This is a genomic window from Mycobacterium sp. IS-1742 (genome assembly GCF_001500125.1).
In the GTDB taxonomy this organism is placed as follows: domain Bacteria; phylum Actinomycetota; class Actinomycetes; order Mycobacteriales; family Mycobacteriaceae; genus Mycobacterium.
In genome coordinates, this window is record NZ_LQIV01000023.1 from 240826 (window position 1) to 260282 (window position 19457).

Sequence of the window (19457 nt, forward strand, 5' to 3'; positions counted from 1 at the left end):
GGCCGTCTGCGCTCAGAACGGCGAGTTGACCATCGACTGCGCGGCCATCTCCAGGTAGGCCAGCAGCTCCCTGCGGTGCTCGTCGTCGAGCGTCGCCGAATCGACCTCGGCGACCGCGGTGTGCATACAGCGCAGCCAGGCGTCGCGTTCGATGTAGCCGATGCGGAACGGTGCGTGCCGCATCCGCAGTCTCGGATGTCCACGCTGGTCGGAGTAGGTGCGCGGACCACCCCAGTACTGCTCGAGGAACATCCGCAACCGCACCTCGGCGGCCTCGAGTTCGTCCTCGGGATACAGCGGACGCAGAATCTCGTCCTCCCGCACCTGCTCGTAGAACCGCGCCACGATCGCGCGGAACGTCTCGTGGCCACCGACCTCGTCGTAGAAGGACCGCGTGGGTTGCGTCACGGCTCCATTGTGGCCTGTGGCGGGCCCGAACCCGGCAGCCCGGTGAGGTCACCGGATGTTCACCGGACTGACCTGCGAACACGTGCCGAATTGCCGTGCGGTGGCCGCCGATCCATGGTGGACTGTCTCCTCGGAGGACGTATGGCGCAACGCAAGAAGAGCCCGTCGAGACCGACCGGTCACAAGCGTGCGGCCGCGGTCGGCCCCTCGGGTCCCGCGGCGAGCGCCCGCGTGCTGCACAGCGTCGACGCCGCGGCCCCGGGCCATGACGGGTCGCTGTGGGGGCGCCGACGCGTCCTGCTCCTCAACTCGACCTACGAGCCGCTGACCGCGCTGCCGCTGCGACGGGCGGTGGTGATGCTGATCTGCGGTAAGGCCGACGTCGTCCACGAGGATCCGGCGGGCCCGGTGATCCACTCGGCGACCCGCAGCATCTCGGTGCCGACGGTCATCCGGCTGCGTAGTTTCGTGCGGGTGCCTTACCGGGCCCGCGTGCCGATGACCCGGGCGGCGCTGATGCACCGCGACCGGTTCCGGTGCGCGTACTGCGGGGCGAAGGCCGACACCGTCGACCACGTCGTCCCGCGCAGCCGCGGCGGCGACCATTCGTGGGAGAACTGCGTTGCCGCCTGCGCGCCCTGCAACCACCGCAAGGCCGACCACCTGCTCGTCGAATTGGGCTGGTCGCTGCGTTTCGCGCCGTTGCCGCCGAAGGGACAGCACTGGCGGCTGCTGTCGACGGTCAAGGAACTCGACCCGGCGTGGGTGAGATACCTGGGTGAGGGAGCGGCCTGAGTTGCCGGTGGGATACGGTTTGAGACCGTGACCACCTCCGTGATCCTCGTCCTCGTCCTCGTGCCGTTGGGGTTGTACGCGGTCCTGGCCCTGATCTTCATGCGTGGCAAGGGCCCGCACCCGGCGAGCTACAAACTGTCCGAGCCGTGGCGGCACTCGCCGATCCTGTGGGCGGCCGACGAGCCGTCGCATCAGGAGCATGCGACCGGCCACAGCGTTCAGGCCGACACCGCCGCGCACGGCGGCAACGTCGGTGAGCATCACTCGAACCCCGTGACGATTGGAGGCGGCGCAAGTGGCAAGTGGTGAAGTCGGTACCGGAGTCGCCGTCACCGGTCACCGCGCGGCGGTCGAGCGCCAGGGTCTGCCCTACGGCTGGGCGCTGACCTCGAGCGGACGGCTGTCCGGGGTGACGGAGCCCGGCACCCTGTCGGTGGACTATCCGTTCGCGACCAAGGACCTCGTCGTGCTCGACGATGCGCTGAAGTACGGGTCGCGGGCGGCGAAGGCCCGTTTCGCGGTCTACATCGGCGACCTCGGGGCGGACACCGCTGCCACGGCACGCGAGATCCTGGCGCAGGTGCCGACGCCGAACAATGCCGTGCTGCTGGCGGTGTCGCCGGATCAGCATGCGATCGAGGTGGTCTACGGCATCGACGTCAAGGGCCGCGGCATCGAGACCGCCGCACCGCTGGGCGTCTCCGCGACCGCCGCGTCGTTGAAGGACGGCAACCTCATCGACGGGATCATCAGCGGAGTGCGCGTGCTGTCGGCGGGCGTCTCACCCCGCTGACCCCGGCTCAGCGAGGGCGCGCGCCTGCAGGAGCGCGCCGCGGATCTCGATGTAGCGCGTCAGGAACCGGCGCTCGTCGAGGCGTTTGCGGCGCATCCAGCCGGTGACCTCGTCGTTGCACTTGCTCGTGTTGCAGGACGCGCACGCCGGCACCACGTTGTCGAGCGTGTACCGTCCGCCCCGCGAGATCGCCATGACGCAGTCCCGCTGCATGGTGCCTTCGGTCGCCCCGCAGTAGGCGCAGCCGTTCCACGCTTCCTTGAGCGCCGACCATTCCGCGGCGGTGAGGTCGTTGACGACGCGTGCGACGCGCAGTGTGCGCCTGCGCGCCGCACGTGCCTTGCGAGAGCGATTGACGGCCACCGCATGAGGATGCCGCGCGAGCGTGCGCAAAGTGCCGCACAACGCCGGTGTGTCGTGTGCAGACACGCGCGCTCGCGCGGAACGTCAGCTCACGTCGTGGCGGCGCGCGCGCAGGGCACGCTCCACCCCGGCGCGACCCTCGAGCACCAGGCGGCGCAGCGCTGGCGGCACATCTCCGTCGAGGAAGCGGTCCGCCGCGGCCAGGCCCTCGTCGCTGATGTCCCACGACGGGTACAGGCCGATCACCACGGTCTGTGCGACCTCACTGGAGCGGCGCTCCCACACGCCGGGGATGGCCGCGAAGTACTTCGCGGTGTACGGCGCCAGCAGGGCCTGCTGACCGGGCTGCACGATGCCGCCAACGATCGACCGCGTGGTGATGTTGGCGAGCGTGTCGTCCTCGATGACCTGTTGCCACGCAGCCTCTTTCACGCCCGGCTGTGGTCGAGCCGCCGACGCCGCCGCGGCGTGGCGCCGGCCCGCCGCGGTCGGATCGCTCGCGGCCTCGGAGTCGATGAACGGTGTCTCGGGTCCGTCGGCGTCGATGTCGCCGCTGGCGGCCAGCGCCGTGACGATCCGCCACCGCAGGTCGGTGTCGAGGACCAGACCCTCGAGGTTCACCGCGGCGGGTTCGTTGTCCAGCAGCGTGGCCAGCACGGCGACGTGGTTGCGCGACAGCACCGAGGTGCACAGCGCGTTGACGAACGCCAACTGGTGATCCGACCCGGGCGCCGACTCGCGGGCGAGGTCGAGCAGCCGGTCGCCGAACGCCGGCCAGCCGGTCTCCCGCGCCCACTGCGGATCGGCGTAGGAGTTGAGCGCGGTCTGCGCCTGCAGCAGCAGCCGCTGCGCCACCCCGACCTCGGTCTCGGCGTGCACACCGCTCATCACCAGCGCCACGAAGTCGCGGGCCTTCAGCTCGGCTTCGCGCGTCATCTCCCAGGCCGCCGACCAGGCCAGTGTCCGCGGCAGCGGTTCGGCGATGTCGGCGATGCGGGTGAGCACCGTCTGCAGGGACTGCGGATCCAGCCGTGACGCGCAGTAGGTCAGGTCGTCGTCGTTGACCAGCACCAGCTTCCCGCGCGAAAGCCCCTGCAGCGCAGGCACGTCGGTGCTCTCACCCTCGACGTCGAGTTCCTCGCGGTGCACCCGCACGAGCTTCCCCGTGGTCGGGTCGTCGTCGTACACACCGACGGCCAGCCGGTGCACGCGGGTCTCACCGGCTCCCGGCGCGGCGCCGCTCTGGGCGACGGCGAAGCGGGTGAAGCGGCCCTCGGCGTCGACGTCGAAGTCGGCGCGCAGCGTGTTGAGTCCGGTGGTCTTGAGCCACTGCCGTCCCCAGCCGGACAGGTCACGGCCCGAGGACTTCTCGAGCGCGCCGAGCAGGTCACCGAACGTCGCGTTACCGAACGCGTGGTCGCGGAAGTAGTCCCGCAGACCGGCCAGGAACGATTCCAGACCCACGTAGGCGACGAGTTGTTTGAGGACGCTGGCGCCCTTGGCGTAGGTGATGCCGTCGAAGTTCACCTCGACGGCGTGCAGGTCCGGGATGTCGGCGGCGACCGGATGGGTCGACGGCAACTGGTCCTGACGGTAGGCCCACGACTTCTCCACGTTGGCGAACGTGGTCCACGCCTCGGTGTACTCGGTGGACTCGGCCTGGCACAGCACCGAGGCGAACGTCGCGAACGATTCGTTGAGCCACAGGTCGTCCCACCACTGCATCGTCACCAGGTCGCCGAACCACATGTGCGCCATCTCGTGCAGCACCGTCTCGGCGCGGCGCTCGTACGAGGCGCGGGTGACCTTGCTGCGGAAGACGTAGTCCTCCAGGAACGTGACCGCCCCGGCGTTCTCCATCGCCCCCGCGTTGAATTCCGGCACGAACAGCTGGTCGTACTTGCCGAACGCGTACGGCACACCGAAGTTGTCGTGGTAGAAGCCGAATCCCTGCTTCGTCTCGGTGAACAGCCGCTCGTCGTCCATGTGCTCGGCCAGCGACTTGCGGCAGAACAGTCCGAGCGGAATCTCACCGTGCTCGTCGCGGTACAGGTCGTCCCAGCGGGCGTAGGGTCCGGCGATCAGGGCGACGAGGTAGGTGCTCATCCGCGGCGTCTGCACGAACACGTGTGTCTTGGCGGCGTCGTCGTCACGGCTGCCCTCCAGCGCGCCGTTGGACACCACCTCCCAGTGCGCGGGCGCGGTGACGGTGACGTCGAACGTCGCCTTGAGGTCGGGCTGGTCGAAGCAGGCGAACATCCGTTTGGCGTCGGCCGTCTCGAACTGCGAGTACAGGTACACCTCGTCGTCGACCGGGTCGACGAAGCGGTGCAGACCCTCGCCGGTGTTCGAGTACCGGCAGTCGGCATCGACGACGAGCACGTTGCGCTCGGCCAGACCGGCCAGCGGGATGCCAGTCGACTCGTCGTAGCCGGAGACGTCGATGTCGTTGCCGTTGAGGGTGGCCGCGCGGATGGTGTCGGCGGCGATGTCGATGTAGGTGTCGGCGCCGGCCGTCGCCTCGAACGTGACGGTGGTGACCGAGTGGAACGTCTTCTCGCCGGGCGCACCGGCACCGTCGGTGAGGTCCAGGTCGATGCGGTAGTTGTCGACGGTGATCAGCGCCGCGCGCTCGACGGCCTGTTCGCGGGTCAGGTTGGGAAGTGCCACGCACCCAACCTATCGGGCGCGGGGGAACCTCGTCGTCTGCAGCCAGTTGAGGAAGGTGCCGTTGCCCACCGACGACACCATCGACGGGCAGTACATCTGGATGGCGATTCCGGCGAAGAAGGCCGCCAGGTCCGGCGGGACGCCGTCGTTGCGCACGGTCGCGACGACCTTCGCGAAATCCTTGCCGGGTTCGACGAGCATCGGGCACACCCGCTTGCCGAGCGCGACGGTGTCGACGGGGTTGTCGTAGCGGACCCCCGCTCTGTTGAGGGCCGACAGGAACGCGTCGTCGACGGGGTCGGCGGCCGCGGTCGGGGCCGTCATGAGGGCGCCGGCGACCGCGGCGGCACACGCCGCCACCGTCAACCGGGTTCGAACTGGTGCGGACATGGTGCTCCTCGTCTGTCCACTGCCACACTGGTTTACTCAAGTCACAGCAACAACACGATTCGATCAAGGTTCGCCCACCACTGCGTGTGTCCTGTGGTTCCGGCGCGGATGACGCGTGCGGGGAACACTCGACGGGGAACGGAAGTTGTGCAGCACGGAAGTGTGCCCCGTCACCGAAAGGATCGCCGATGACCGACAAGTCCCGAGCCGATTTCTGGTTCGACCCGCTGTGCCCGTGGTGCTGGATCACCTCCCGCTGGATCCTCGAAGTGGAGAAGGTGCGCGACGTCGAGGTGAACTTCCATGTCATGAGCCTCGCGGTGCTCAACGAAGGGCGGGACCTGCCCGACGAGTACCAGGAGGCGATGAAGCGGGCATGGGGTCCCGTCCGGGTCGCGATCGCGGCCGAGCAGGCCAAGGGGCCGGAGGTCCTGGCGCCGCTCTACACCGCGATGGGCACCCGGATCCACAACCAGGGCTACGGCGAATCCGACCCCGAGTTCACCGCCGTCATCGCGGAATCCCTCGCCGAGGTCGGTCTGCCCGCCGAACTGGCGGAGGCCGCCACGTCCGACCAGTACGACGACGCGCTGCGCACCAGTCACCACGAGGGCATGGATCCCGTCGGCGACGACGTCGGCACCCCCACCATCCACGTCAACGGTGTGGCGTTCTTCGGTCCCGTGCTGTCGAAGATCCCGCGCGGCGAGGAAGCCGGCAGGCTGTGGGACGCGTCGGTCACCTTCGCCTCGTATCCGCATTTCTGGGAACTCAAGCGCACCCGCACGGAGAGGCCGTCGTTCGACTGATCGACGCGGCGGTGCTGCGTCGAAACGGTGTGGACCGGGTATGAGTGTGCAACCATCGATGACCGCCCCGCGAGGGGCGGCGTCGCAACCCGCCCCGAATCACCGGAGACAACGATGTCCATCGACAGCCAGAAGCGGTCCGGCACCGCCTCCGCCAACGTCGCCACGATGTTCTTCGACCGTGTCGAGAAGTCCGCGCAACACGAAGCCTTCCGCAAACTCGACGACGGCACGTGGACGTCGCTGACCTGGCAGGAGGCCGCCGACCAGGTCGAGGCACTGGCCGCGGGCCTGCTGGCGCTCGGCATCGAACCTGAACAGCGGGTGGGCATCGCGTCGAGCACCCGGTACGAGTGGATCCTCGCGGATCTGGCGATCATGTGCGCAGGCGGCGCGACCACGACGGTGTACCCGACGACGAACGCCGCCGACACCGCCTACATCCTCAGCGACTCCGAGTCGCGGTTCGTCTTCGCCGAGGACGAGTCGCAGCTGCAGAAGCTGCAGGACAAGCGCGACGAACTGCCGAACCTCGAGAAGGTGGTGCTGTTCGACGGCGCCGGTGACGGCGACTGGGCGGTGGGCCTGGCCGACGTCATCGACCAGGGCCGCAAGCACCTCGAGCAGCAGCCGTCCGCCGTGCGCGACCGTTCCGACGCGATCGCCACCGATCAGCTGGCCACACTCATCTACACCTCGGGCACCACCGGAAAACCCAAGGGCGTCAGGCTCCCTCACAAGGCGTGGGTGTACGAGGGGGAGACCATCGCCGGTTTCGGCATCCTCGACGAGAACGACCTGCAGCTGCTGTGGCTGCCGCTGGCGCACGCGTTCGGCAAGGTGCTGATCTCGGCGCAGTTGGCCTGCGGCTTCGCCAGCGCCATCGACGGCAGGGTGGACAAGATCGTCGAGAACATGGGGACGGTCAAGCCGACCTTCATGGGCGCGGCGCCGCGCATCTTCGAGAAGGCCCACGCGAAGGTCGTCACCCAGCAGCACGGCGTCAAGGAGAAACTGTTCAACGCGGCGTTCGCGGTGGGCCGTCAGGTCAGTCGCCTGCGCCGGGAGGGCAGGTCCGTGCCGCCGCATCTGGCCCTGGCGCACGGCCTGTTCGACCGGCTGGTCTTCAGCAAGGTGCGCGACGTGTTCGGCGGCCGCATCCGGTTCATGATCTCGGGCTCGGCACCGCTGAACCGCGACATCGCCGAGTGGTTCCACGCCGCGGGCCTGCTGATCCTCGAGGGCTACGGGCTCACCGAGACCGCCGCGGGCGCGTTCATCAACCGGCTGGAGAACTACCGGCTCGGCACGGTCGGGCAGGTCTTCGACGGCAGCGAGGTGCGCCTCAGCGACGACGGCGAGGTGCAGATCAAGGGTCCGTGCGTGATGGACGGCTACCACAATCTGCCCGACAAGACCGCCGAGACGCTGACCGAGGACGGGTGGCTGCGCACCGGCGACCGGGGTCAGCTCGACGACGACGGGTTCCTCACCATCACCGGCCGGCTCAAGGAGCTGTTCAAGACCTCCGGCGGCAAATACGTTGCGCCGCCGGCCATCGAGGGCAAGTTCATGGCGCTGTGCCCCTATGCCGGCCACATGCTGGTCTTCGGCGAGTCCCGCAACTTCTGCGTCGCGCTGGTGACTCTGGACCCCGACGCCATCACCGGCTGGGCCGGCGAGAACGGTCTGGGGGACAAGTCCTACGCCGAGCTGGTGAAATCCGATGCGGTGCGCGACCTGATCGGCGGGTACATCGAGCGGTTGAACTCGGAGCTCAATCGGTGGGAGACCATCAAGAAGTGGGCGATCCTCGACCACGACCTCTCCATCGAGAACAACGAGCTGACACCGTCGTTGAAGGTCAAGCGTTCGGTCGTCGAGGAACAGCAGAAGGACGTGCTGGACTCGTTCTATTCGGGCTAGGTGTTCGCCGAGCCCTCGTGAACGGCGGGTGTTAGTTTGGGCTGTGCCGAGCCCAGCCCACCCCGTGACCACTGTTGCCGAGATGCTCGACGTTGCATACGCCGAAGCGCGAAAAGGTCTGGCGGAGGGCGGGATTCCGATCGGCGCGGCGCTCTTCGGTGCCGACGGCGTGCTGCTCGGAAGCGGCCACAACCGGCGGGTGCAGGACGATGATCCGTCCGTGCACGCCGAGACCGACGCGTTCCGCAACGCCGGCCGCCAACGCGACTACCGGTCGACCGTGATGGTCACGACCCTGTCGCCGTGCTGGTACTGCAGCGGACTGGTACGGCAGTTCAACATCGGCGCGGTCATCATCGGGGAGAGTCGCACCTTCACCGGCGGGCACGACTGGCTGGCCGAGCACGGCGTCGACGTCACCATCGTGGACGACGAGCGCTGCGTGGCGATGATGAGCGAGTTCATCGCCGCGCACCCGGAACTGTGGAACGAGGACATCGGCCTCGCCCAAGGGAGCGCCGAATGATCGCGACCGTCGATCTGTCCCGGTGGTACGCCGGGGGCGCCGAGGCCGACGCCGTTGCCGCCGAGGTCGACGAAGGTCTGCAGCGGGCAGGGTTCATCCTGGTCACCGGGCACGGCGTCGACCCGGCGCTGGCGGCCGACGTCCGCGCGGCGGCCCGCGCATTCTTCGCCCAACCGCACTCCGTGAAGGCCCGTTACTCGGTTCCGGTCGGCGGCCACGGCTGGATCGGCCCCGGCGCGGAGGCCAACGGGTACGCCGAAGGCACCGAGACACCGCCGGACCTCAAGGAGAGCTTCAGCCTGGGCGCCGACACGCCGACCGGCGATCCGGACGTCGACCGGATCTGGTTCGCCCCCAACGCGTGGCCCGACGAGGTGCCCGGGTTGCGGCCGCTGGTCACGGCGTACACCGCGGAGATGCGCCGCGTGGCCGACGATCTGCTGGCGCTCTTCGCGCACGCGCTCCGGTTGTCCGACAACCCTTTCCGGCAGCTCGCGAGCCGGCCGACGTGGACGATGAACATCAACCACTATCCGCCGGTCAGCGTGGTCGGCGAACCGGAGCCCGGACAGTTCCGCATCGGACCGCACACCGACTTCGGCACCGTCACCATCCTCGACCGCGAACCGGGCGCCGGTGGGCTGCAGGTGTTCTCCGACGCCGATGGGTGGGCCGACGCCCCGTACCGGGCGGATGCGCTGACGGTCAACATCGGTGATCTGCTGGAGTACTGGAGCGGGCGGCGCTGGCCGTCGGGGCGGCACCGGGTGCTCCCGCCGCAGCCGGACGCGCCCGAGGAGGACCTCGTCTCGCTCATCTACTTCTACGAGGCCAACCACGACGCCGTCGTCACGCCACTCGGCCCGCCGATCGGGCGGGTGTCCGGTCTGGAGCCGGTCACGTCGTCGGACTTCATCAAGGAGCGCCTCGACGCAATCACCGTCGGCTGACCTGTCACAATGGCCGCCATGCGCGTCTACCTGGGAGCCGACCACGCGGGCTACGAGTTGAAGCAGGTCATCGTCGAGCACCTCCGCAGCACCGGCCACGAACCGGTGGACTGCGGTGCGTTCGGCTACGACGCCGACGACGACTACCCGGCGTTCTGCATCGCCGCGGCGGAGAAGACCGTCGCCGATCCGGGCAGCCTCGGCATCGTGCTCGGCGGCTCGGGCAACGGTGAGCAGATCGCCGCCAACAAGGTGCCCGGCGCCCGTTGCGCGCTGGCCTGGAGTGTGGAGACCGCCAAGCTGGCGCGGGAGCACAACAACGCGCAGCTGATCGGACTCGGCGGCCGGATGCACTCCGAGGCCGACGCGCTCGCGATCGTCGACGCGTTCCTGGCCACCCCGTGGTCGGAAGCCGAACGCCACCAACGCCGTATCGACATCCTCGCCGACTACGAGCGCACCCACGAGGCGCCGCCGGTGCCCGGCGCATCTGCCTGACGGATGCCCGAGGGCCACACGCTGCACCGGCTCGCCCGGCTGCACCAGAAGCGGTACAAGGGGCAGCGGGTGCGGGTGGACAGCCCGCAGGGTCGCTTCGCCGAGGGCGCGGCGATGGTCGACGGCCGCACCTTCACCGGTGCCAGCGCGTGGGGTAAGCATCTGTTCCACCACTACCGCGGTGGCCGCATCGTCCATGTGCACCTGGGCCTGTACGGGCGGTTCGACGAGTTCACCCTGTCGGCGGACCAACCGCCGCCCGATCCGGTCGGGCAGGTGCGGATGCGCATCGTCGGCGCCGAGCACGGCACCGATCTGCGCGGCCCCACCGCCTGCGAGGTCGTCGACGAGGCGCAGGTGTCCGACATCCTGGCCCGGCTCGGACCCGACCCGCTGCGCCGCGACGCCGATCCGGCGCCCGCGTGGCACCGGCTCAACAGGTCACGCAGACCCGTCGGCGCGCTGCTCATGGACCAGACGGTGATCGCCGGGGTGGGCAACGTCTATCGCAGCGAACTGCTGTACCGCCACCGCATCGACCCCTTCCGGCTGGGCACCAACCTCGAACCGGGCGAGTTCGACGCGATGTGGACCGACCTCGTCGGCCTGATGAAAGTCGGTGTGCGGCGCGGCAAGATCGTCACCGTGCGACCGGAGGACGACCACGGCGCACCGTCGTACCGGACGGGCCGGCCGCGGACCTACGTGTACCGCCGGGCGCTCGAGCCGTGCCGGATCTGCGGCACGTCGATCAGCACCGCCGTCCTGGAGGGCCGCAATCTGTTCTGGTGCCCGACCTGCCAGAGCTGAGCGGGTAACGCGGCGCGGGCCGCCGCCAGCAGCGACAATCTCCCGGTGGAACTGATCCTCGTCGTCGTCGGCGCCATCGTGGTCACCGCCATCGCGCACCGCCGCGGACTGGAACCCGCCCTCGTCCTCGTCGTCGTCGGGTTCGTGGTGTCCTTCGCGCCCGACTTCAACGGCGTCGAACTGGAATCCGAGGTGCTGCTGTCGGTGGTGCTGCCACCGCTGCTGTACTCGGCGGCGTTGAGCTTCTCGTTCCCGACGTTCCTGCGCAACATCCGCCCGATCCTCGGGCTCGGCGTCGGACTGGTGGTGATCACCACGTTCGCGGTGGCCGGGCTGGCGTCGTGGCTGGTGCCGTCACTGACGTTCGGGGCCGCGCTGATCCTCGGCGCGGTGGTGGCGCCGCCCGACGCGGTGACCGCCGTCGCGGTGGGCCGTCGCCTCGGCCTGCCCAAGAAGGTGATGGCGATCCTCACCGGTGAGAGCCTGGTCAACGACGCCGCCGCGTTGTCGCTGTTCTCGATCGCGGTGGCCCAGGTGGCGGGCAGCCGGGCGTTCATCGAGAACCCGGTGCTGCTGTTCGGCTACAGCGCGCTGCTCGGCCCCCTCGTCGGGGCGGCGCTGGGGTTCGTCACGCTGTGGATCCGGCGCAGGCTGGCCAACCCGGGGCTGGAGACGATCCAGGGACTCGTGGTGCCGTTCGCGGCGTTCATCTCCGCCGAGCATCTGCACGCCTCCGGGGTGCTGGCCGTGGTGGTCGCCGGGTTCGTCGTCGGCCACGGTTCGCTCGACGCCGGGTACCAGACCCGGCTGCAGGAACGCTACGTGTGGAACTCCGTCGACGTGATGCTCGAGGCGTTCGTGTTCGCCTACATCGGGCTGCAGTTGCGCTTCGTGCTCGAGGACCTCCACCGGGCGCACGAGTCGCTGGCCGAGGTCGCCGTCGCGTCCGCCGTCGTGCTGCTGGTGGTGTTGCTGATCCGGCCCGTGTGCGTGTTCGTGATGTTCGGGCGCGGCGTGCTCTCCCGCAAGGTCGAGTCCAAGTTGAGCGTGCCGAAACCCGAGCACGGCGGCCGCGGCGCGCTGGGGGTGCGCAGGCGGGGCAGGACGGGCCGGCTCTCGGCGCTGGTCGACCGGCGGACACTGACGTGGCAGGAGAACGTGGTCGTGTCGTGGACCGGGATGCGCGGGGTGGTGACGCTGGCGGCGGCCTCGGGCATACCGCTGACGACGGTCGACGGCGAGGCCTTCCCCGAACGGGCCACGATCCAGGCGATCGCGTTCGTGGTCAGCGTCGGCACACTGCTGCTGCAGGGGTGGACGCTGCCACCGCTGATCCGTTGGCTGCAACCGTCGTTCGAGGAGGACCGGCAGTCCGACGAGACCGAGACCCACAAGGCCGAACAGGTGGTGCACCTCGCCGCCGACCAGGTGCTCAACCGTTTCGCCGACGCGCCGCCGCCCGGACTCGACGAGGAGACGCTGGCCAACATCAGGCAGACCATCGCCCGGCACGCCCAGGACGCCGACGAGATGCCCGACCCGGAATCGCACACACCGCGTGCCGAGGTGTTCTCCCAGCTCTACCGGGATGTGCTGTGCGCGCAGCGCAGCGCACTGATCGCCGAACGGGACGCCGGCCGGATCGAGGACGAGGCGGTGCGCGCCATGCTGGAACGGTTGGACCTGCAGGAGGCCGGTGTCTCGGCCCGGCTGGAGAGCCGGATCTGACGGGGGCCGGGGTCAGAAGCCCCCGAAGTCCCCGCCGCCGAAATCGCCCCAGCCGCCGCCGGTGTCGCCGCCGTCCCAACCGCCCGCGTCGCCCCCGGGATCCTGACCCTGATCGAAGCCCTGGTCGTACCCCTGGGCGAAACCCTGCTCGTACCCGCTGCCGTGCATGCCGGAGAACAACGCGTCGAACAGCAGCACCGACCCCAGCCCCCACGCGCCCGCGACCAGCGCCGGTTTCCACCACGGCTCCGAGTACCAGCCGGCGGGGACGGGACGGCCCGCGACGCGGCCGCCGGGGTAGTAGTTCGGGGTGCGTTGCGAGGGGGTCGGCGAGGCCTCGATCTCACGGCCGTCGAACTGCACGCGGCGGTCCTCGGTCACCGCACCCGCCGAACGCTGCCCGGCCAGCGTCTCGAGTTCGGGGCCCGGATCCATACCCATGGCGATGCGCGCCGCGCGCACGTAGTACAGCCCCTCGACCGCGCTCTCCTTCGCCAGCTCAGCCTGTCTGGCCGAGGTCGCCTGGTCGATCTGCGACGCGGCGGCGGTGTAGCGCTCCGACGCGTCGGCCAACGCCTGCTTCGACGCCTCGTCGGTCCCGGTGAGGTTGAGCACCTGGCCGCCGAGCCGTTCGATCACCCGGCGCGCGTCGGCCTTCGCGTCGGCCAGCGACTCCGCGGTGCGCCGGCCCGACGCCTTCGAGGAGTTGTAGACCGCCAGCGCGAGCGCGGCGACGACCACGATGATCAAGACGAGCAGGACGCCGTTCATACGTCCAGCCTACCGACGCGACCTCGCCGTTCGCGGTGCGCGAAACTCAGCGGATGCGCACGCCGAGGGCGCGGTAGATCTCGTCGGACAGCGCAACGGTGCGGGGATCGGCGTTGCACTTCGTGGCGTCGAAGTGGTTCATCACATACGCGTAGCCGATGCGGTGCTCGAGATCGGCGAAGGCGAACGATCCACCGGACCCGCCGTGGCCGAACGCGCGCCGGTTGGGGCCGGCGACGCCGCGCTGGTTGAGCATGTAGCCCAGACCCCAGCCGTGATCGGCGACGCGCGGACCGAGTACCACGTCGGTGTCGAAGCCGCCCTGACAGACCCGCGCCCTGTCCATGTGCCGGCGGGAGAGCAGCTTCTCCTGTGCGAGCGCGCTGTAGACGGTGGCCATGCCCAGTGCCGAGACGTGGGCGTTGGTGGCGGGGAACTCCGCTTCGCGCCACACCTCGAGGGCGTGCGAACCGAGCTCGTCGTCGGGCACGAACCCCATCGCGACCGCGAGCCCGGCCATCGGGTGCTCGGCCAGCGAGTGCGGACGGCCCGGCGCCGCACCCGCGGCCAGCACGTCGCGGATGTGGGGCTTGTCGACCATCTCGGCGCAGCGGTGGTGTTCGGTTGCGGGCAGGCCGATGTGGACGTCGGCGCCGAGCGGTTCGGCAATCTCCGTGCGGAGGTACTCCCCGATGGTGCGGCCGGTCACCCGTCGCACCACCTCACCGAGGATGAACCCGAACGTCACCATGTGGTAGCCCTGCGCGGTGCCCGGCGGCCACCACGGTTCGGCCGCCGCGATGTGCCTGCACACCGCATCCCAATCGGCCGCCTCCGACCAGTGCAACCGGGTGCGCGGCCCGATCACCCCGGAGCGGTGCGCCAACACCATCGCCGTCGTGACGTCCTGCTTGCCGGCCTGCCCGAACTCCGGCCAGTACCGGGCGACCGGCGCGTACAGGTCGATCTCGCCGCGGTCGGCCAGCAGGTGCACGCAGGTGCTGGTGAGACCTTTGGAACCGGAGAAGACGCTGGCGAGGGTGTCGCGACGCCACGGCCGCGCGCCGGCGCCGTCGGCCGAACCGCCCCACAGGTCGACGACCAGATCGCCGTCGACCCAGACCGCGACGGCGGCGCCGATCTCCTCGCGGTCGGTGAAGTTGCGGGCGAAAGCCTCCCGGACTGCGGTGAACTCGTCGGCACAGGAACCCGATATCCGCGGTGCCGTCGAGCAGTCCACTACTCCTCCTGCGGATCGGCGTTGCCTGTGAAAAGCCTAACGACGGGCCCACTTCGAGTGCCACCGCGAGCCGATCACGGTCCGGGGGAGGTTCGGTCACAGCACCTTAATGTGCGGGCAATTGGCGGGCCACAAATCTCGTCCTAACTGGTAGCACCCCACTGCAGCCCAGGAGGACCCCCGTGAAGGAACTCACCATCGTCCGCGGTGCCTGTCCGCACGACTGCCCCGACACGTGCGCGATGCTCTACCACGTCGAGGACGGGAAACTCGTTGACGTGACCGGAGATCCGGACCATCCGATGACCAGGGGCGGCCTGTGCGTCAAGGTCAAGAACTTCCACGAACACCACTATCAGCCCGACCGTCTGCTGTACCCGATGCGTCGGGTGGGGCCGAAGGGTTCGGGTGCGTTCGAACGGATCTCGTGGGACGAGGCGCTCGCGGAGATCAAGAAGAGGTGGACGGCCATCATCGACGAGTACGGCAGCCAGGCGATCATGCCGCACGCCTACCTCGGCCACCAGGGCGTGCTGAACGGTCTGACCTCGGGTGACGCGTTCTTCAACCGGCTGGGGTCGACGGTGGCGGAGAAGACGTACTGCGAGTCCGGATCGTCGACCGCATGGCACATGACCGTCGGCGGCTCGGGCGGTCTCGACGTCGAGTCGATGGCGCATTCGAAGTACATCATCGTCTGGGGCATGAACATGACCAGCACGAACCTGCACGGGTGGCCGTTCCTGCTGGAGGCCCGCAAGAACAACGGCGCGAAGATCGTGGTGATCGACCCGGTTCGCAATCGCACTGCACGACAGGCTGATTGGCACATCCGAATCCGGCCCGGCACCGACGGCGCCCTCGCGATGGGCATGATTCACGAGATCATCGCGCAGGGGCTGACCGACACCGACTACATCGAGAAGTACACCGTCGGATTCGACGAACTGGCCGCGCGCGCCGCCAACTACCCACCGGAACGCGTCGAGGAGATCACCGGTGTGCCCGCCGAGGACGTGCGCACACTGGCCCGCGAATACGCGACGAGCCAGCCCGCGGCGATTCGGCAGGGCGTGGCACTGGAACGCAGCCGCGGTGGGGGACAGGCGATCCGCGCCATCACCAGCCTGCCCGCACTCGTGGGCGCCTGGCGCCACGTCGGTGGCGGCACGATGGAGATGCCGATCTGGGAGTTCCCCACCCGGTTCGACAAGATCTGTATGCCGGAGTGGATCCCCGAAGGCACCCGTGTGGTCAACGAACTCGACCTCGGCATGGCCCTGACCGGTGAACTCGAACTGGACCCGCCCATCAAGTCGCTGTTCGTCTACAACTCGAACCCGGTGTCCCAGGGCCCGGCGCAGGAGAAGACGATGCGCGGGCTGATGCGTGAGGACCTGTTCACCGTCGTCAGCGAGCACTTCATCACCGACACCGCGAAGTACGCCGATCTCGTGCTGCCTGCCACCATGCAGGCCGAACAGCTCGACATCATGGTGACCTGGGGACACCTCTACATCTCGCTGAACCAACCGGCGATCGCGCCGCCGGGTGAAGCCATCCCCAACGTCGAACTGTTCCGACGGCTCGCACGCACCATGGAGTTCGACGAGGAGTCGATGGCCTACTGGAACCGCACCGACCGCGAGATGCTCATCGACTTTCACGACTGGGAAGCGCCTGCGCTGCAGGGCATCACGTACGAGAAACTCGAAGAGCTCGGCTGGATGCGGCTCAACGTCGGCGCCCCGGACACCCGCGCCCCGCACGCCGAGGGCAACTTCCCCACGCCGTCGGGTAAGTGCGAGTTCAAGTCCAGCCTCGCCGAGGGCGGCAATTTCGTGGTCCCGGTGTGGCGGTCGATGTACGAGGCGATGCAGCCCGGCGGATACGTCGACCCGGTGCCCGACTATGTGCCGCCTTTCGAGTCGCCGCAATCGAATCCGGATCTGGCGCAGAGGTTCCCGTTGAGCATCATCTCGCCGAAGCCGCACGCGTTCCTCAACAGCCAGTACGGCAACACGCCGGACAAACAGCGCGTCCAGGGCGGCCAGCGGGTGTTCATCCACCCCGACGACGCCGCTGAACGCGGTATCGCCGAAGGGGAGATGGTGCGGGTGTTCAACGACCGCGGGTCGTTCGTGGGACCGGCCACCCACGACCAGGACCTGATGCCGGGACTGGTGATGGCCAACGTCGGGCACTGGCAGGGTGCGGGATCGCAGACGACGGTCAACGCGATCACCGCCGACCGGCACTGCGGGCTGGGCAATGCGGGCGTGTACGGCGACAACCTGGTGGAGGTGCAGAAGGTCGCCGATCAGGCCGTCGCCAGCTGACCGCCCGCGGTTGTCCGACGGTTCGGCCGATTGCGGATCGGGGGCCGGAGAGCGGCGTAGTGTGCGGCTCACGAGGTTCGCCGGTCTGCGAGGAGGCGGAGCATGGTTGGACGGTTATCCCTCGTCCTTGGCGCGGTACTGTTCGCCGGTGGTGCGATCGGCGCCGCGGTCTGGTTGTGGGTGAAGCGCAGGCAGCTGGCGGTCGCGGCGGCCAAAGCGGTCCCGGAACAGACGACCGCCGCAGCGGCCGACCAGACCTCGAAAGTGGTCGGTGCGGTCCCCGGTCAGGTCGACGCGGTACGACGGCAGCAGCCGCCCTCGGTGCTGTAGCCGTCCGGGAGGCTAGGTAGTCGTTCCTCGGCGCCGGCGTCGCCACAGCAGTGCGGCGCCGACGACCAGCGCGGCGAGCGCGGCGGCACCCACCCCGATCGCCACCCAGACCGCCGGGTCGTTCGAGTCCTCGGTGGGTGGCGGCGCAGCGTCCCCGGCGCCGACGGACAGGTTGGTGACAGTGCCCGCCGCGCCGGCGGCCAGCACGTCGCCGTTCAGGCTCGACCAACCGTCCGGCAGCTGGTCGACGTAACCGAACAGCGGTTCGACCAGTGTCCAGGCCCCGCTGGTGGTGACGAGTACGATGGAACGGTTGCGGGCGCCGTCGGCGAACGCCTGGATGGAGCCGAGCCCTCGGTTGATGTCGGCCCGCAGCTCGTCGCGCAGGCCGATCCGGACCTCGGCGCTCTGCCCGCCGACCGGCGGGCTGAGCGACGTCTGGTCGATCGTGGCGGCGTTGGCCACGATCAACGCGCCGATCCCGGCATCGGCGGCGGCCTTGACGTCGACCACGCGGGGTGTGAGTTCCGTATCGGTCAGCCGCGCGATGTCGGCGATCACCCGGGTCGCGTAGTGCAGTTGATTCGGGTTGCTGCCGTCGAGTGCCACCAGGAACTCGGGGCTGAACTCCGACGGCACCGCGCCGAAGCCGCCGAGGGGTGGGCCGCCGCGCCGCATCGTCACGGTGGAGCGGGGGTCCAGCTGGAAGGTCAGCGGTGCGATGGTCGGCGAGCACAGCTGACGCGGACTGAATGTCAGATCGAAGTCGAGATTGATTCTCTGGCCGAGTAATTCGCCGGGCACATCGAACGACGCGTCGACGCGGCCGGTGTCGCCCAACGCGACGGTGTGCACGGCCTCGCCGTTCACGCGGACCATCAGTGATGCCGAATCCATCGGTTGCACCGGGGTGTGGGTGGCGAGCAGGTGTACCCGCAGACCGTCGACACGCCCGCTGCCCAGTGCGGCCCGGTCGACGCCCACGGCCATCGTCGACGTCCGCAACACCGAGCTCTCGCCGGACATGCCGAGATCGCCGAACCTGACCTCGTCGACGCTGGGAGCGCCACGGGACCCGGCCTTGTCGACGCGGACCTCGGGGACCTGAACGAGCGACTGCACCTGGTTGGCGATCAGCGACGCCTGCGCGGAGAGCTGGTCACCGCGCCCGTTCACCTCGAGGTGGACGTCGGCGGTGTCGGGGTCGACCACGGTGAGCCCGGCGTCGCCGTTCTCGACGACGACGGCGCGGGTGAACTGCGGCGCGGCCGGCGGTCTCGCGCCGCGGGGTTGTTTGACCACCGTGATCACCGGTGACTGCGGCCGGTACATCCGCGCCACCGCCGAGGCGAGCGTGAGTACCGCCTGCTCCTCGGCGTCGTCGGCGTCGATCGGTGTGTAGATCGTCAGCCGTTGCAGCACAGGCGGAAAGAACGTGGCCACTGTGGTGGGCGCGGGTTCGATGCCCGCGTAGACCGTGGCGAGATCGCTGAGTCGTACCCGTTCGCCGAGGCCGCAGCGTTCGCCGACCGGAAGCGCGGCCTCCCGCACGGTGAACGAGAGGCCGACTTTCGCGGCGTTCACCCGCGCCGCGGAGATGTCGACGTCGAACGGAACCACCGCCTGGTCCGGCGCCACAGCGGGCAGGTCCACCGTGGCCAGGAATCTTCCGGTGCTGTCGGCGATCTCGACGAAGCCGGCGCCGAAATCCACCGGGGCGTGGATCAGTCCACGCAGCCGGACGGCCCCGAAGCCGGTCGGAACCGGCACGGAGAAGTCCTGATTGGTATCGGCGCCGACCAACGTGACGTCAGCGGGCAGGCCCAGCGTCCGCCACGGCAGCGTCACCTCGGGACCGGCGGCCGGATCGGCGTTCAGGGGTGCGGCGTGGGCCGCGGCGGGAGCGCCCAGCGCCGCCACCATCAACACCGAGGACACCAGGCCGACGACCCGGCGGATGAACCCAACAGACACCGCTGCTCCAGTCTCGAGTCAGTGGGCTTTCCGAATCACCCCTGGGCGCCGGACGTTACCGGCAAACCATCTTCGCCAAAAGTTGACGCGCCGCCAGTACGTTGTACCGCACCGTGTTTACTGGTCCTCCACCGATA

Annotated in this window: 19 protein-coding genes; 12 read left to right on the forward strand and 7 right to left on the reverse strand. The window is 69.2% G+C overall.

The genetic code is table 11. The features are described 5' to 3' along the window. Positions 1-12 precede the first annotated feature (12 nt). Positions 13-408: a globin gene (locus AU196_RS15650; protein WP_059095981.1), complete on the reverse strand. Its 396-nt coding sequence runs from the start codon at positions 406-408 to the stop codon at positions 13-15. Positions 409-549: 141 nt separating this feature from the next. Between AU196_RS15650 and AU196_RS15655 the strand changes: the two genes are divergently transcribed. The 3 genes from AU196_RS15655 to AU196_RS15665 are packed head-to-tail and all read left to right on the forward strand — an operon-like array spanning position 550 to position 1996. Next, a complete protein-coding gene (locus AU196_RS15655) occupies positions 550-1203 on the forward strand; it encodes an HNH endonuclease (protein ID WP_059095982.1) in 654 nt (217 codons plus the stop codon). A 27-nt stretch (positions 1204-1230) separates the two neighbouring features. Next, positions 1231-1512, forward strand: a complete 282-nt coding sequence (gene ctaJ, locus AU196_RS15660) for an aa3-type cytochrome oxidase subunit CtaJ (RefSeq protein WP_502687264.1) — start codon at positions 1231-1233, stop codon at positions 1510-1512. Then, complete coding sequence (locus tag AU196_RS15665) at positions 1499-1996, forward strand: DUF5130 domain-containing protein (protein ID WP_059095983.1); 498 nt, start codon at positions 1499-1501, stop codon at positions 1994-1996. Before ctaJ ends, AU196_RS15665 begins: the two co-directional genes overlap by 14 nt. Here the strand turns inward: AU196_RS15665 and AU196_RS15670 are convergent. Genes AU196_RS15670 through AU196_RS15680 form a run of 3 tightly spaced genes read right to left on the reverse strand, consistent with a single transcriptional unit; the run spans position 1985 to position 5419 of the window. After that, on the reverse strand, positions 1985-2389 hold the full coding sequence (locus tag AU196_RS15670) for an HNH endonuclease (protein WP_059095984.1): 405 nt from the start codon (positions 2387-2389) through the stop codon (positions 1985-1987). The genes AU196_RS15665 and AU196_RS15670 overlap by 12 nt on opposite strands. Positions 2390-2443: 54 nt before the next feature. After that, positions 2444-5029: an aminopeptidase N gene (pepN, locus tag AU196_RS15675; protein WP_059095985.1), complete on the reverse strand. Its 2586-nt coding sequence runs from the start codon at positions 5027-5029 to the stop codon at positions 2444-2446. Positions 5030-5038: 9 nt separating this feature from the next. Further along, positions 5039-5419: a DUF732 domain-containing protein gene (locus tag AU196_RS15680; RefSeq protein ID WP_059095986.1), complete on the reverse strand. Its 381-nt coding sequence runs from the start codon at positions 5417-5419 to the stop codon at positions 5039-5041. 188 nt (positions 5420-5607) lie between these two features. Here AU196_RS15680 and AU196_RS15685 point away from each other — a divergent pair, with 188 nt between their 5' ends. The 7 genes from AU196_RS15685 (at position 5608) to AU196_RS15715 (ending at position 12666) form a co-directional block, all read left to right on the forward strand. Further along, positions 5608-6228, forward strand: a complete 621-nt coding sequence (locus tag AU196_RS15685) for a mycothiol-dependent nitroreductase Rv2466c family protein (RefSeq protein ID WP_059095987.1) — start codon at positions 5608-5610, stop codon at positions 6226-6228. A gap of 114 nt (positions 6229-6342) precedes the next feature. Then, positions 6343-8154: an AMP-dependent synthetase/ligase gene (locus AU196_RS15690; protein ID WP_059095988.1), complete on the forward strand. Its 1812-nt coding sequence runs from the start codon at positions 6343-6345 to the stop codon at positions 8152-8154. Between the two features lie 82 nt (positions 8155-8236). Further along, a complete protein-coding gene (locus AU196_RS15695; protein WP_197415803.1) occupies positions 8237-8680 on the forward strand; it encodes a nucleoside deaminase in 444 nt (147 codons plus the stop codon). Next, positions 8677-9630 (forward strand): isopenicillin N synthase family dioxygenase, encoded by a 954-nt coding sequence (locus tag AU196_RS15700; protein ID WP_059095990.1) that lies wholly within the window; start codon positions 8677-8679, stop codon positions 9628-9630. Before AU196_RS15695 ends, AU196_RS15700 begins: the two co-directional genes overlap by 4 nt. 18 nt (positions 9631-9648) lie before the next feature. Further along, positions 9649-10128: a ribose-5-phosphate isomerase gene (locus AU196_RS15705; RefSeq protein WP_059096102.1), complete on the forward strand. Its 480-nt coding sequence runs from the start codon at positions 9649-9651 to the stop codon at positions 10126-10128. A gap of 3 nt (positions 10129-10131) precedes the next feature. Continuing rightward, complete coding sequence (locus AU196_RS15710) at positions 10132-10938, forward strand: Fpg/Nei family DNA glycosylase (RefSeq protein WP_059095991.1); 807 nt, start codon at positions 10132-10134, stop codon at positions 10936-10938. Between the two features lie 45 nt (positions 10939-10983). Then, the gene (locus tag AU196_RS15715; RefSeq protein WP_059095992.1) at positions 10984-12666 is read left to right on the forward strand and encodes a cation:proton antiporter; all 1683 of its coding nucleotides are present in this window, start codon (positions 10984-10986) and stop codon (positions 12664-12666) included. Between the two features lie 12 nt (positions 12667-12678). Here AU196_RS15715 and AU196_RS15720 read toward each other — a convergent pair whose 3' ends face one another. Both AU196_RS15720 and AU196_RS15725 read right to left on the reverse strand, forming a co-directional pair. Then, a complete protein-coding gene (locus tag AU196_RS15720; protein ID WP_059095993.1) occupies positions 12679-13437 on the reverse strand; it encodes a hypothetical protein in 759 nt (252 codons plus the stop codon). A gap of 46 nt (positions 13438-13483) precedes the next feature. Further along, positions 13484-14677, reverse strand: coding sequence for a serine hydrolase domain-containing protein (locus AU196_RS15725; RefSeq protein ID WP_059095994.1), 1194 nt, complete (start codon positions 14675-14677; stop codon positions 13484-13486). Between the two features lie 182 nt (positions 14678-14859). Between AU196_RS15725 and AU196_RS15730 the strand changes: the two genes are divergently transcribed. Beyond that, the gene (locus tag AU196_RS15730) at positions 14860-17016 is read left to right on the forward strand and encodes a molybdopterin-containing oxidoreductase family protein (RefSeq protein WP_059095995.1); all 2157 of its coding nucleotides are present in this window, start codon (positions 14860-14862) and stop codon (positions 17014-17016) included. A gap of 102 nt (positions 17017-17118) precedes the next feature. Further along, positions 17119-17346, forward strand: a complete 228-nt coding sequence (locus tag AU196_RS15735; protein WP_059095996.1) for a hypothetical protein — start codon at positions 17119-17121, stop codon at positions 17344-17346. Positions 17347-17358: 12 nt separating this feature from the next. Here AU196_RS15735 and AU196_RS15740 read toward each other — a convergent pair whose 3' ends face one another. Further along, positions 17359-19320 (reverse strand): cellulose biosynthesis cyclic di-GMP-binding regulatory protein BcsB, encoded by a 1962-nt coding sequence (locus tag AU196_RS15740; protein ID WP_059095997.1) that lies wholly within the window; start codon positions 19318-19320, stop codon positions 17359-17361. Positions 19321-19457: the final 137 nt, after the last annotated feature.